Raw genomic sequence first — 12,787 nt, forward strand, 5'->3', positions numbered from 1 at the left:
TTCGGGACAACAAGGACTTTCATGAACATCCTCGAACGCGACCCGTCCGACCCGCAGAAGCAGAAGAAGGAAGGCCTCAACCCGCTGCTCAAGCTGGTGCTGGAGCTCGGGCCGTTGCTGGTCTTCTTCTTCGCCAATGCGCGCGGCGAATGGCTGGTGCAGAAGGTTCCGGCGCTGGGCGAGCTCGGCGGCCCGATCTTCGTCGCCACCGGCCTGTTCATGGCCGCGACCGCGATCGCGCTCATCGCCTCCTGGTTGCTCACCCGCACCTTGCCGATCATGCCGCTGGTGTCGGGCGTCGTCGTCCTTATCTTCGGCGCGCTGACGCTTTATCTGCAGGACGACATCTTCATCAAGATGAAGCCGACCATCGTCAACACGCTGTTCGGCTGCGTGCTGCTCGGCGGCCTTTTCTTCGGCAAGTCGCTGCTCGGCTATGTTTTTGACTCGGCCTTCAGCCTCGATGCCGAAGGCTGGCGCAAGCTGACCTTCCGATGGGGTCTGTTCTTCCTGTTCCTGGCCCTCGTCAACGAGGTGGTGTGGCGGAATTTTTCGACCGACGCCTGGGTTACCTTCAAGGTCTGGGGCATCATGCCGATCACGCTGCTCTTCACCTTCAGCCAGATGCCGCTGATCATGCGCCACTCGCTGGAGGAAAAGGCCAAGGGAGAGAACGCCGGCAAATAAAGCAATTCCAGGAAAAGTGCGTGGCGGTTTTCCATCCGGAATTGCGGCGAGACAAACCGGACAATTCCGGGAGGGGACGGCATGGAATTTCTCACCACGCGCGACGAGCTGAGGACGATCTATAAGACGCCGCGTCCGACCGACGGATCGATCCGCAAGGAATTGAAGGCGCTCGACGGCCACTGCCGCTCCTTCATCGGCAAGAGCCCCTTCGTGCTGATCGGCTCCTCGGACGGCGCCGGCAATGCCGATGTGACCCCGAAGGGTGACAAACCCGGCTTCGCCGCTATCCTCGACAACGCCACCATCGCCATCCCCGACCGTCCCGGCAACAACCGGCTGGACACGCTGGAAAACGTCATCCGCAATCCGTCGGTCGGGCTGCTGTTCCTCATTCCCGGCATGAACGAGACGCTGCGCGTCAACGGCGACGCCCGCATCACCGTCGATGCGAGCTTGCGCGAGCGGCTGGCCGTCGACGGCAAGGAGCCGCAAAGCGTCATCGTGGTGACGGTCAAGGCCACCTATATGCATTGCGCCAAGGCCTTCATGCGCTCCGACCTGTGGAAGCCGGAGACCTGGTACGACCGCGCGACCCTGCCGACGCTCGGCCAGATCATCCGTGACCAGCTGGCGCTCTCCGAGACCGCCAATGAGATAGACCGCGAGCTCGACGACGATTACCGGCAGACCATGTGGTAGGCTTGGGGCACGATTCGCCTGAGCAACCCGCCTCCTCCCCGTGCTGAATATCCTCGCCATCTCCGGCAGCCTCCGCGCCGCCTCGACCAATTCGGCCCTCATCGCGGCTTTAGCCGCCAACGCGCCGGCGGATTGCCGCGTCACCGTCTATGACGGGCTCGGCCGGCTGCCGATCTTCAACCCGGACGACGAAGGCGAGCGGACGCCGCCGGAAGCGGCGCGCCTGATCGACGCCGTCACCCGCGCCGACGGCCTCATCGTCTCCTGTCCCGAATATGCGCATGGCGTGCCGGGCGGCATGAAGAACGCGCTCGACTGGCTGGTGTCGCGCGACGCCGCCGTCGGCAAGCCTGCGATGCTGGTGCACGCCTCGCCGCGCTCGCTCTATGCGCGCGCGGCGCTTGCCGAGATCATGCGCACGATGTCTTTTGCGCTCCACGAAGAGGCCGCGCTCGAGATCGCCCTGCTCGGCAAGAAGCCGCCGGAGATCGAGGCGATCCTGGCGAAGGCCGAGAACCGGCAGGCGATGCGCGAGGCGGTCCAGGCATTCGCCGGCTTCATCGGGGCTCGCTGAGCGGCCGCTCCCGCCAACATGCGGCATCTTCGAGTTGCCTCAGCCCCGCGTGTTGCCTCAGCCCCGCGTGGCGGCAGCGTATGCGACGATCACAGCCTCAATAGGTCTTCGCCCCATTGACCATCAGCCGCACCATGTAGAGCGAGGTGGTGCCGGCGATGTAGAGGCAGTTGCGCTTGATGCCGCCGAACACGCAATTGGCGGTCACCTCCGGCACCTTGACCTTGCCGATCAGCGTGCCATCCGGATCGTAGCAATGAATGCCGTCGGCCGCGCTCGTCCAGATGCGCCCTGCATCGTCGAGCCGGAAACCGTCGAACAGGCCAGCCGTGCAGTCGGCGAACACCTTGCCTCCCGAGACCTTCTTGCCGCCCTTGCCGACATTGAACACGCGGATATGCGCAGGGTTCTGGGCGCCATGCGTGCGGCCGGTGTCGGCGACGTAGAGAAGGCTCTCGTCGGGCGAGAAGGCAAGCCCGTTCGGCCTGACCATATCGGTGACGACGGCCTCGATATCGCCCGTGCCCGGATCGACGCGAAATACGTAACAGGCGCCGATCTCGCTCTCGGCCTTGTCGCCCTCATAGTCGCTGTCGATGCCGTAGGACGGATCGGTGAACCAGATCGATCCGTCCGACTTCACGACCACGTCATTGGGCGAGTTGAGCCGCTTGCCCTTCCATGTGTCGGCGATGGTGGTGATCGAGCCGTCATGCTCGGTGCGGCTGACGCGGCGGCCCGAATGCTCGCAAGTGACCATCCGGCCTTGCCGGTCGACCGTGTTGCCGTTGGAATTGCCCGACGGCTGGCGGAAGACGCTGACGCTGCCGTCGGTCTCGTCATAGCGCAGCATTCGGTTATTGGGGATGTCCGACCATACCACATAGCGGCCGGCGGCGAACCAGGCCGGACCCTCCGCCCAGCGGCAGCCGGTGAACAGCTTGTCCACCTGCGCGTTGCCGACGAACAGGCGCGCGAAGCGCGGATCGAGAACTTCGTAGTCGGCGGCCGCCATGCTTTCCTCCCGGCACGATGTGACGCGCGGATCAAGCCAGCCGATGACAAAGAAGGCAAGGCCAATGATGGCAGCTTCACCGCGTCTTGAGCGTCCTGGGGCAGCCATGGCGATCCAGTTTGGACCGACGGCTGGGTAACGGCCGGTTAACCGGCTATGCGCTGGCTGCAATGGTGCATTGCAACATCTTTCTTTTGCAATGCACCATTCCTATGTCATGCTGGCAATCGATCAAGGGAGGAACAAACCGCCGCGTGAATGCGGCAGAGAAGGAACCTCGTCATGATCTTCGACAACTTCGTCTCCCGCGCTCGCAACAACATCGCCAAGCGCCGCCAGTACAACCGTCTCGTCGCCGAAATCGAGAACCTGTCGAGCCGCGATCTCGCCGATCTGCGTGCCGACCGCTCCGAGATGCTCTACCAGATCCACAAGCAGGTCTACGGCTGAGTCTTTTTGCCGACCAGCGCGGCCCGACGGCGCGTTGAGATTCAGGTCAGGCCGAGTCGAAAATGGCCGGCATCACCTGAATATCAATGCGCCGTCAGCGCTTTCTCGATCTGCGGCAACAGCAGATCCCGGGCCGACTCCGGCGTCAGCGGCCCGACATGCTTGTAGGCAATCCTGCCGTCCTTGCCGACGACGAAGGTTTCCGGCACGCCGTAGACGCCCCAGTCGATCGCCGCTCGCCCGGCCGGATCGACGCCGATCGCCTGGTAAGGATTGCCGAGATCGCCAAGGAAGCGGCGGGCATTTTCCGGCTGGTCCTTGTAGTTCAGCCCCGCCAGCGTGAATCGCCTGTCCTGCGACAGCCCGAGAAGCACCGGATGCTCTTCCCGGCACGGCAGGCACCACGATCCAAAGACATTGACCAGCGTCACCTTGCCGGCGAAGGATTTTGGGTCCAGCCCCGGCAGGCTCAACCCTTCGAGCGGCGGCAGCTTCGTCTGCGGGGCCGGCTGGCCGATCAGCGCCGAGGGGATTTCCGAAACGTCGCGGCCGGACAGAAGCTGCGCCAGGAACAGTCCGGCCAATCCCAGGAAAATCAGCAGCGGCAGAAGCACCAACAGGCGACGACGGGGCGGCGCCGAGGATCCGGTTTCGATGCTCATGGCTTCGCCGTCCCGGCCTTGTCGGAGCGGCGCCGCACGCCGGCGGCTTCGAGCGCCGCGAGCTCGCGCCTGCGTGCCCGCTGGTCGAGCAGGATCCAGCCGATCAGGCCGATGAGCACAATCGCCGTGATGGCATAGGCGGCGGCGACATAGAGGGCATGCGCGCTCATCTCAGCCGCTCCGCGCGCGCAGCTTCCGCGCCTGCCATGTCAATCCGCTTGTCATGCCTTCCTTTAACCTTGCGCCGCCGGTCCGGCAATCAGTCGCGGTGCCGCAGACTTGAGAACGTCCGACAGACCTCAATCCGTTCCGTGGCGCAACGCCAGCGCCGCCGACAGCGGCCCGACCACCGCAAGAAACAGCGTCAGCGCGGCAAGAATGAGGAAGGGCTGCAGGAACGGCGCCGGATCGGCCACCGCGCCGTAGCTCGCCGAGACGCCGAAGATCAGCACCGGGATGGTGAGCGGCAGCACAAGCACCGAGATCAGCAGCCCGCCGCGCGGCAGCGCCACCGCCACGGCAGCGCCAGCGGCGCCGATGAAGGTGATGGCCGGCGTGCCGACAAGCAGCGTCAGCGCCGTGGCGCCGATGCCCGTCGGCTCCATGTTCATGAACAGGCCGAGCAGGGGTGCCGCGACCACCAGCGGCAGCACGCTGCCGGTCCAGTGCGCCAGGCACTTCACCAGCACCGTCAGCGCCAGCATCTGGCGGTCGCTGTTCAGCACAAGGAGATCGAGCGCGCCGTCCTCGCGGTCGGCTTGGAACAGCCGATCGAGCCCGAGCAGGCAGGCGAGCAGGGCGGCGATCCACAGGATCGCCGGGCCGATGCGGGACAAGAGGTTGAGATCGGGCCCGACGCCGAACGGGATGGTGGCGATGACGGCCAGGAAGAAGATGACGCCGATCAGCGCGCCGCCGCCGGCGCGGATCGAAAGGCGGATGTCGCGGAGGAAGAGGGACCACATTATGAGGCGATCCCCTCGTAAGGTATGCGTTCCTTCGCGCCCCCCTCTGTCCTGCCGGACATCTCCCCCACAAGGGGGGAGATCAGACGTCGCCGGCGATTTCGCCAGCCTCCAACGTTGAAGGCGGGGCGCCGTCGGCGAAGCTGCCAATCTCCCCACTTGTGGGGGAGATGTCCGGCAGGACAGAGGGGGGCGCCGTAGAGCGCCGACATCAATGGCCAACCCTCATTTGCAGCTCGCGCGCCCCTTCCAACCCCAGCGGCAGATGCGTCGCCGCCACCACAATCCCCCCATCCGCCAGATGCACCCTCATCAACCCCGCGAACCTCTCCTCCGAGGCCTTGTCCAGCCCCGCCGTCGGCTCGTCGAGCAGCCAGACCGGCCGCCGGCTGATCAGAAGCTTGGCGATCGAAGCCCGACGCCTCTGCCCGGTCGAAAGATAGCCGAACGGCAGGTGGCCAATGCCGCCCAGCCCCACCGTCTCCAGCGCCTCCTCGACGCCCAGTCCCGGCTCGCCCTGGAAGGCGCGCCAGAAATCCAGGTTTTCGTCGACGCTGAGCGCCATCTTCATCGCATTGAGATGGCCGAGATAGTGCGAGGCCGAAGCGACCGAGGGGAATTCATCGCCGCCGCCTTCGACCGTCACCCGGCCCCCGGCCGCCGGCAGCAGGCCGGCGATCACCCTCAGAAGCGTCGATTTGCCGGCGCCGTTCGGCCCGGTGACGATCAGCGCCTCGCCCTTTTCGAGCGCGAATCCGATGCCGGAAAAAACCGTCTCGCCGCCGCGCTCGCCGCCCAGATTTTCGGCGATCAGCCGCATCCTTGCCCGTCCCGAAAGCACCGTTTCGCGGCCGCCGCCGCATCGCACAAATTTGCCTTTCGACTGTCTAGAACTATTCCAGGAAATTCTCTATATGCGGTTCATCCGTGCCAGCGGTCGGCGCGGGAACAGAATTTGCGCCGAACCAGCGCGCGCGCCGCCTTGAACGGCTCGGGTTGCTCGGGAGCGGACAGCGGAAATGGCCGTACCCGCACCTTTGCGCGTGATTGCATGCCATCGGCGTCCGTTCCCTTTCAGGCTGAACAGACAAGGACGGATCGCACGTGTCAAAATCCCTCGACAGTTTCCATTGCCGCCGCACCCTGACCGCGGGTGGCGCGGACTATGTCTATTTCGACCTCACCGAGGCCGAGAAGAACGGCCTCGCCGGCATCGCCAAGCTGCCCTATTCGATGAAGGTGCTGCTGGAGAACCTGCTGCGCAACGAAGACGGCCGCTCCGTCACCAAGGAGAGCATCCAGGCGGTCGCCGCCTGGCTCGCCGACAAGGGCACCGCCGGCGTCGAGATCGCCTATCGCCCGGCACGCGTGCTGATGCAGGATTTCACCGGCGTTCCAGCCGTGGTCGATCTCGCGGCCATGCGCGACGGCATCAAGGCGCTCGGCGGCGATCCGGAAAAGATCAATCCGCTGGTGCCGGTCGACCTCGTCATCGACCATTCCGTCATCGTCGACGAGTTCGGCACGCCGATGGCCTTCGCCCGCAATGTCGAGCTCGAATATGAGCGCAACGAGGAGCGCTACAAGTTCCTGAAATGGGGCCAGCAGGCCTTCCGCAACTTCCGCGTCGTGCCGCCCGGCACCGGCATTTGCCACCAGGTCAACCTCGAATATCTGGGACAGGTGGTGTGGACCAACGCCGAGGACGGCGAGACCACCGCCTATCCCGACACCTGCGTCGGCACCGATTCGCACACCACCATGATCAACGGCCTCGGCGTGCTCGGCTGGGGCGTCGGCGGTATCGAGGCGGAGGCCGCGATGCTCGGCCAGCCGGTCTCCATGCTGCTGCCCGAGGTCATCGGCTTCCGCCTCACCGGCAAGTTGAAGGAAGGCGTCACCGCCACCGACCTGGTGCTCACCGTCACCCAGATGCTGCGCAAGAAGGGCGTCGTCGGCAAGTTCGTCGAGTTCTTCGGCCCCGGCCTTTCCAACATGACGCTCGCCGACCGCGCCACCATCGGCAACATGGCGCCGGAATATGGCGCCACCTGCGGCTTCTTCCCGGTCGACAGCGAGACAATCCGCTACCTCACCATGTCCGGGCGCGAGGAGAACCGCATCGCGCTGGTCGAAGCCTATTCGAAGGCGCAAGGCATGTGGCGCGACGCAGGCTCCGCCGATCCGGTCTTCACCGACCTGCTCGAGCTCGACCTCGGCGACGTCGTGCCGTCGATGGCCGGGCCGAAGCGCCCCGAGGGCCGCGTCGCCCTGCAGGACATTCCGGCCGGCTTCGCCAAGGCGATGGAGACCGAGTACAAGAAGGCCGCCGAGATTTCGAAGCGCTATGCGGTGGAAGGCACCGGCCACGACCTCGGCCATGGCGACGTCGTCATCGCCGCCATCACGTCCTGCACCAACACCTCGAACCCGAGCGTTTTGATCGGCGCCGGCCTGTTGGCCCGCAATGCCAACCGGCGCGGCCTGAAGCAGAAGCCGTGGGTGAAAACCTCGCTCGCCCCCGGCAGCCAGGTGGTGGCCGAATATCTCGAAAAATCCGGCTTGCAGAAGGAGCTCGACCAGATCGGCTTCAACCTGGTCGGCTTCGGCTGCACCACCTGCATCGGCAATTCCGGCCCGCTGCCGGGGCCGATCTCCAAGACCATCAATGACAAGGGCCTGATCGCCGCCGCGGTCTTGTCCGGCAACCGCAACTTCGAAGGCCGCGTCTCACCGGACGTGCAGGCGAACTACCTGGCCTCACCGCCGCTGGTGGTGGCGCACGCGCTGGCCGGTACCGTCACCAAGGACCTGACCACCGAGCCGCTCGGCGAAGGCAGCGACGGCAAGCCGGTCTATCTCAAGGACATCTGGCCGACTTCGGCCGAGATCCAGGAGTTCATCGAGAAGAACGTCACGCGCGAGCTCTTCGCCCGCAAATATGCCGACGTCTTCAAGGGCGACGCGTACTGGCAGAAGGTGAAGGCGCCGGAAGGCCAGACCTACGCCTGGGACGACCATTCGACCTATGTGCAGAACCCGCCCTATTTCGCCGGCATGGGCCGCGCCTTCGGCAAGGTCGGCGACATCAAGGGCGCGCGCGTGCTTGGTCTCTTCGGCGACAAGATCACCACCGACCACATCTCGCCGGCTGGTTCGATCAAGGCAGCTTCGCCGGCCGGCAAATATCTCACCGAGCATGGCGTCGGCGTCGCCGACTTCAATCAGTACGGCACGCGGCGCGGCAACCATGAGGTGATGATGCGCGGCACTTTCGCCAACATCCGCATCCGCAACCACATGCTGGGCGAGAACGGCCGCGAGGGCGGGTACACGATCCACTATCCCTCGAAGGAGGAGATGTCGATCTACGACGCCGCGATGGAATACAAGCAGGAAGGCGTGCCGCTGGTCATCTTCGCCGGCGTCGAATACGGCAACGGCTCCTCGCGCGACTGGGCGGCCAAGGGAACGAATCTGCTTGGTGTCCGCGCGGTCATCGCCCAGTCCTTCGAGCGCATCCACCGCTCGAACCTGGTCGGCATGGGCGTCATCCCCTTCGTCTTCGAGGACGGCACCTCATGGGCCTCCCTCAACCTCAAGGGCGACGAACTGGTCGAGATCGACGGGCTGGACGCGATCAAGCCGCGCCAGAAGATGGTGGCCAAGGTCACCTATGGCGACGGCACGGTGAAGAACGTGCCGATCGTCTGCCGCATCGATACGCTGGACGAGCTCGACTACTTCAAGAACGGCGGCATCCTGCAATACGTGCTGCGCGATCTGGCTGCGTAAGCAAGCGAATAAGGGGGGTAGGGCAGTAAGGGAGTAGGGAAAAGGTACGCTACTTCCTACCCCCTCCTGCCCAATCTCCAACAATGAAACCGCAGCCGGCCAAGCATTCGCCGGCGCGGTTCAAAGTCCAAGTCCGGCCCGCTCGCAATAGAGATCGGCCGGCATCGGAAAAGTTTACCGCATGGCGGCGATGCGGCCCCGAAATCGAACCGCGTCGAAAAATGCAGTGGCCTCTCTGTCGCCACCTTACCTGCGGCCGCGGCAACAAAAATTTCACCGCAACGTGACTTCCCGTTGACTGTCCGTTCTGCCACATATTTTGGCAATCAGAACAAGGCCGGCGTCACCGGCGGGAATTGGAACAGTCATGGCTTCTCGAGGACCATTGCGGCTTGCGGCAGTTGCGCTGGCCCTTTCAACATTTGCCGGCGCCGCGCCGGCAAGCGAGCCCGATAAGCCGCAAAACGACAAGCTCCAGGCCGAAAAGCCTCAAGCCGAAAAGCCTCAAGCCGAAAAACCTCAAGCCGAAAAACCTCTGGGCGTGGTCGAGCTTTTCACCAGCCAGGGCTGCAGCTCCTGCCCGCCGGCCGATGAATTCTTCGCCGAGCTGGCTGCCAAGGAAAACGTCGTCGCGCTCGCCTACCACGTCAACTACTGGGACTATCTGGGCTGGCAGGACACGCTGAGCAACAAAGAGAACACCGACCGGCAGTATGACTATATGCGCGCCTTCGGCAGCCGCTCGGTCTATACCCCGCAAGCCGTCATCAACGGCCGCAGCCACGTCAACGGCGCCAGCCGCAAGGATGTCGACGGCGCGCTGGCCCGGATGGACAGGACCGGCGAGGGCATGCGGGTCGGCATCAAGGTGAGCCGCACCAGCGACCGCGTCATGATCGATGCCGGCGACGCCGGCAACGGCCCGACCGACGCTCATGTTGTGATCGTCTATTTCGATCCGCCGCAGACGGTGCAGATCGGCCAGGGCGAGAACAGCGGCCGCAACCTGACCTACTGGAATTCCGTCTCCGACATCCAGACAGCCGGCATGTGGCACGGCAAGGCGCAACGCTACGAGCTGCCGATGACCGAGATTGCCAAGAAGGGCGGCTGCGCGGTGCTGCTGCAGTCGGTCGGCAAGGACGGCATGCCCGGCCCGATCCTCGGCGCCGCCTTCATCCGCAAGCCCGAGCGGCTTTAGCGGCTCCTTTCCCTTCTCCCCTTGTGGGAGAAGGTGTCGCCGAAGGCGACGGATGAGGGGTGTTCCAGCTTGGCGAAGACATCCGTCGAGGTAGGGCGCTTGGCGGCAGGATTGCCAGCGTTTCACTCCGCTGGAACACCCCTCATCCGTCTCGGCGCTGCGCGCCGATCCACCTTCTCCCGCAAGGGGAGAAGGGCATCCCGCTCCAGCCAATAAAAAACCGGCGTCAGCTTGCTTCTGACGCCGGTCATTCAGGTTTTGGGATCGTCGCACCTGATTTTTCCAAGGAAAAACCGAGGTTGGTTCGATCCGACGCTGACCCGTGGGCGGGGGGCTTGGGGTTTACGAGCCGGTGCCGGACCGAACCGTCTCAGGCAACGCCGGTAAAGTCGTCGGACATTGGGGCATGAGCGCGGATTATTTGTGGCGAGAATGTGGCGGAGCATCACCAATTCCAACACGCGTTTTGCAAACGTGACTGGACCTTTCGGAAACCGCGCAGGCCCCGCATGCTTGGCCGGCCCTTGCAATTCGGCCGCGAAAGCGCGAACCTCGGCTGCGAGATTCAAGTGAAGGATCGAAGCATGACCGATCACGGCTGCGGGACGGAGGATGGGGAAGCATCCGGAATATTGATCCCGCTGCATGAGGCGCGCAGCGCGCGCCTCGACCAGCCGGTGCGCTTCGACCGGCGCGAACTCGACCAGATCCTGAGGCTTTACGGGCGTATGGTGGCGGCCAATGAATGGCGCGACTATGCGATCGACCATCTCACTGATCGCGCTGTCTTTTCGGTCTTCCGCCGGGCCAGCGAAGTGCCGCTGTTCCAGATCGTCAAGGACCCGAAACTGGCGCGCCGGCAAGGCGCCTTCGCTGTCATCGCCGCCGGCGGACGTATCCTCAAGCGCGGCCAGGAGCTCGGCCGCGTGCTCGGCGTGTTCGATCCCAAGCTGAAGCTGGTCCAGGCGTGAAGAGGAACTGGAGAATTGAAGAACTGAAGAATTGAGGAAAAGAGGCGCTAAGCGCCTGATATAAAATTGTCTTTCTTCAATTCTTCAATTCCCCAGTTCTTCAATTCCCAATTCCCATTTTCTCATTTCCCTCCGAGCCGGAACTTCCGCTCCGGCAGCGAATCAGCATCCGGCGGCAGTGCCGCGCCGCCGTTGAGCGGCAGCTGCATGAACACCGTGTCCAACCAGCGTCCGTGCTTGTAGCCCGATCCTTCCAGGCGTCCTGAATGACGGAAGCCAAGCTTCTCGTGCAGCCGCACCGAGGCGCTGTCGGCATGGCCGTCGCCGATCACCGCGATGATCTGGCGAAAGCCCGCAGCGCGCGCCGCCTCGATCAGAGCCTGCATCAGCAGGAAACCGACGCCCTGGCCCTTGGCCTCGGGCGCGACATAGACCGAATCCTCGATGACGAATCGGTAGGCGGGACGCGGCCGGAACGGCCCCGCATAGGCATAGCCGAGCACGATGCCGTCCTTTTCCGCCGCGAGATAGGGAAAGTCGCCTGCCGTCAGGCTGTCGAATCGATTGCCCATTTCGGCGCGGCTGGGCGGTTCCAACTCGTAGCTCGCGGTGCCGTGCGTGACGGCGTCGGCATAAATTTCCGTGATTCGGTCGAGGTCGGCCGTGGTGGCGGCCCTGATCGCAATATTGCTCATAATTTATGCAGGTCGTTTTCCTGCCTCGATAACAGCAGAGGGACGCGCAAAAGGAAAGGGCGGCCGTTGGGCCGCCCTTCCGAAGTCTATGGTCCAGCAGAACCGGGTGCTCGCCTTAGCGGCGGTCGCCCATGAACTGCAGCAGGAACATGAACAGGTTGATGAAGTCGAGGTAGAGCTGCAGCGCGCCCATGATCGCCTTGCGGCCGGCAACATCCGCGACGTCACCCTCGTAATACATCTCCTTGATCCGCTGCGTGTCGTAGGCGGTCAGGCCGGCGAACACCAGCACGCCGACCGCCGAGATGGCGAAGGCCAGCGCCGACGACGCCAGGAAGAAGTTGATGACCATGGCGATCAGCAGGCCTATCACGCCCATGATCAGGAACGAGCCGAACGCCGTCAGGTCGCGCCTGGTGGTGTAGCCGTAGAGCGACAGCGCGCCGAAGGCGGCGGCGGTGGCGAAGAAGGTCTGGGTGATGCTGGTGCCGGTGTAGACGAGGAAGATCGTCGACAGCGACAGGCCGACAAGGCCGGCATAGACCCAGAAGGTGGTCTGAGCCGCAGCCACGCTCATCGACTGGATCCTGAAGGACAGGAACATCACGGCAGCGAGCGGCGCCAGGATGACGACCCAGCGGAACGCGCTTGCGTAGATGAGCTGGCCGAAGGCGGTCAGCTGGCCGTCGCCGGTGACGGCGAGCTGGAACGCGCCCCAGGCGGCAAGGCCGGTGATGAGCAGGCCAAGCCCCATCAGGTTGTAGACCTTGATCATATAGGCCCTGAGGCCCTGATCGATATCGACGCGCGCGCCGGGGGCGGCGGACGTCTGGTAGTTGCGAATGGGATCAGCCATTGGAAATCCTCTGTTGCTTCTGCCCCGTCCGGTGACAGGTCGCCCGATCATCACTTTGGGATGACCTCTTCGGGACCAGGCGCCGCTGGCGGGGCTCCAGCATGCCTGCGCAAAATATGAGCGTTCTCGACGTCAAGAACAAGACGGTAACGAGGGGTAACGCTTCGTGAGATAGCAAAAGCCCGGTTTTCGGCCGTTTCGGCCGGGCATTCTT

The 12,787-nt window shown here is 64.2% G+C and carries 14 protein-coding genes; 7 read left to right on the forward strand and 7 right to left on the reverse strand.

What is annotated here, in order from left to right:
• The first annotated feature begins 21 nt into the window (after window positions 1–21).
• From EJ067_RS17420 to EJ067_RS17430, 3 genes are all read left to right on the forward strand, one after another.
• Window positions 22–687, forward strand: coding sequence for a septation protein A (locus EJ067_RS17420; RefSeq protein WP_126086852.1), 666 nt, complete (start codon window positions 22–24; stop codon window positions 685–687).
• Between the two features lie 81 nt (window positions 688–768).
• The gene (locus tag EJ067_RS17425) at window positions 769–1,389 is read left to right on the forward strand and encodes a pyridoxamine 5'-phosphate oxidase family protein (protein WP_126086853.1); all 621 of its coding nucleotides are present in this window, start codon (window positions 769–771) and stop codon (window positions 1,387–1,389) included.
• Between the two features lie 40 nt (window positions 1,390–1,429).
• A complete protein-coding gene (locus EJ067_RS17430; RefSeq protein WP_126086854.1) occupies window positions 1,430–1,963 on the forward strand; it encodes an NADPH-dependent FMN reductase in 534 nt (177 codons plus the stop codon).
• A gap of 97 nt (window positions 1,964–2,060) precedes the next feature.
• On the opposite strand, the gene EJ067_RS17435 is transcribed toward EJ067_RS17430, so the two are convergent.
• The gene (locus tag EJ067_RS17435) at window positions 2,061–2,978 is read right to left on the reverse strand and encodes an SMP-30/gluconolactonase/LRE family protein (protein ID WP_126086855.1); all 918 of its coding nucleotides are present in this window, start codon (window positions 2,976–2,978) and stop codon (window positions 2,061–2,063) included.
• Window positions 2,979–3,260: 282 nt separating this feature from the next.
• On the opposite strand from EJ067_RS17435, the gene EJ067_RS17440 reads away from it, so the two are divergent.
• Window positions 3,261–3,428 (forward strand): hypothetical protein, encoded by a 168-nt coding sequence (locus tag EJ067_RS17440; RefSeq protein ID WP_126086856.1) that lies wholly within the window; start codon window positions 3,261–3,263, stop codon window positions 3,426–3,428.
• Between the two features lie 83 nt (window positions 3,429–3,511).
• Here the strand turns inward: EJ067_RS17440 and EJ067_RS17445 are convergent, their stop codons facing one another.
• The 4 genes from EJ067_RS17445 to ccmA form a co-directional block, all read right to left on the reverse strand.
• On the reverse strand, window positions 3,512–4,090 hold the full coding sequence (locus EJ067_RS17445) for a DsbE family thiol:disulfide interchange protein (protein WP_126086857.1): 579 nt from the start codon (window positions 4,088–4,090) through the stop codon (window positions 3,512–3,514).
• A complete protein-coding gene (gene ccmD, locus EJ067_RS17450) occupies window positions 4,087–4,260 on the reverse strand; it encodes a heme exporter protein CcmD (protein WP_126086858.1) in 174 nt (57 codons plus the stop codon). The genes EJ067_RS17445 and ccmD overlap by 4 nt, the downstream gene beginning before the upstream one ends.
• A 129-nt stretch (window positions 4,261–4,389) precedes the next feature.
• The gene (gene ccmB, locus EJ067_RS17455; RefSeq protein WP_126086859.1) at window positions 4,390–5,055 is read right to left on the reverse strand and encodes a heme exporter protein CcmB; all 666 of its coding nucleotides are present in this window, start codon (window positions 5,053–5,055) and stop codon (window positions 4,390–4,392) included.
• A gap of 211 nt (window positions 5,056–5,266) precedes the next feature.
• The gene (gene ccmA, locus EJ067_RS17465; RefSeq protein WP_126086860.1) at window positions 5,267–5,875 is read right to left on the reverse strand and encodes a heme ABC exporter ATP-binding protein CcmA; all 609 of its coding nucleotides are present in this window, start codon (window positions 5,873–5,875) and stop codon (window positions 5,267–5,269) included.
• 284 nt (window positions 5,876–6,159) lie between these two features.
• Here ccmA and acnA point away from each other — a divergent pair, with 284 nt between their 5' ends.
• The 3 genes from acnA (at window position 6,160) to EJ067_RS17480 (ending at window position 11,022) form a co-directional block, all read left to right on the forward strand.
• On the forward strand, window positions 6,160–8,850 hold the full coding sequence (gene acnA / locus EJ067_RS17470) for an aconitate hydratase AcnA (RefSeq protein ID WP_126086861.1): 2,691 nt from the start codon (window positions 6,160–6,162) through the stop codon (window positions 8,848–8,850).
• A gap of 367 nt (window positions 8,851–9,217) precedes the next feature.
• Window positions 9,218–10,051 carry a thioredoxin family protein gene (locus tag EJ067_RS17475; protein ID WP_126086862.1) on the forward strand — a complete coding sequence of 278 codons (834 nt, stop codon included), beginning with the start codon at window positions 9,218–9,220 and terminating at the stop codon, window positions 10,049–10,051.
• A gap of 584 nt (window positions 10,052–10,635) precedes the next feature.
• Window positions 10,636–11,022 (forward strand): DUF2794 domain-containing protein, encoded by a 387-nt coding sequence (locus EJ067_RS17480; RefSeq protein ID WP_126086863.1) that lies wholly within the window; start codon window positions 10,636–10,638, stop codon window positions 11,020–11,022.
• Between the two features lie 122 nt (window positions 11,023–11,144).
• Here the strand turns inward: EJ067_RS17480 and EJ067_RS17485 are convergent, their stop codons facing one another.
• A complete protein-coding gene (locus EJ067_RS17485) occupies window positions 11,145–11,717 on the reverse strand; it encodes a GNAT family N-acetyltransferase (protein WP_126086864.1) in 573 nt (190 codons plus the stop codon).
• Between the two features lie 115 nt (window positions 11,718–11,832).
• Window positions 11,833–12,573 (reverse strand): Bax inhibitor-1/YccA family protein, encoded by a 741-nt coding sequence (locus EJ067_RS17490; protein ID WP_126086865.1) that lies wholly within the window; start codon window positions 12,571–12,573, stop codon window positions 11,833–11,835.
• Window positions 12,574–12,787 lie beyond the last annotated feature (214 nt).

Source organism: Mesorhizobium sp. M1D.F.Ca.ET.043.01.1.1 (assembly GCF_003952385.1).
In the GTDB taxonomy this organism is placed as follows: Bacteria; Pseudomonadota; Alphaproteobacteria; order Rhizobiales; family Rhizobiaceae; genus Mesorhizobium.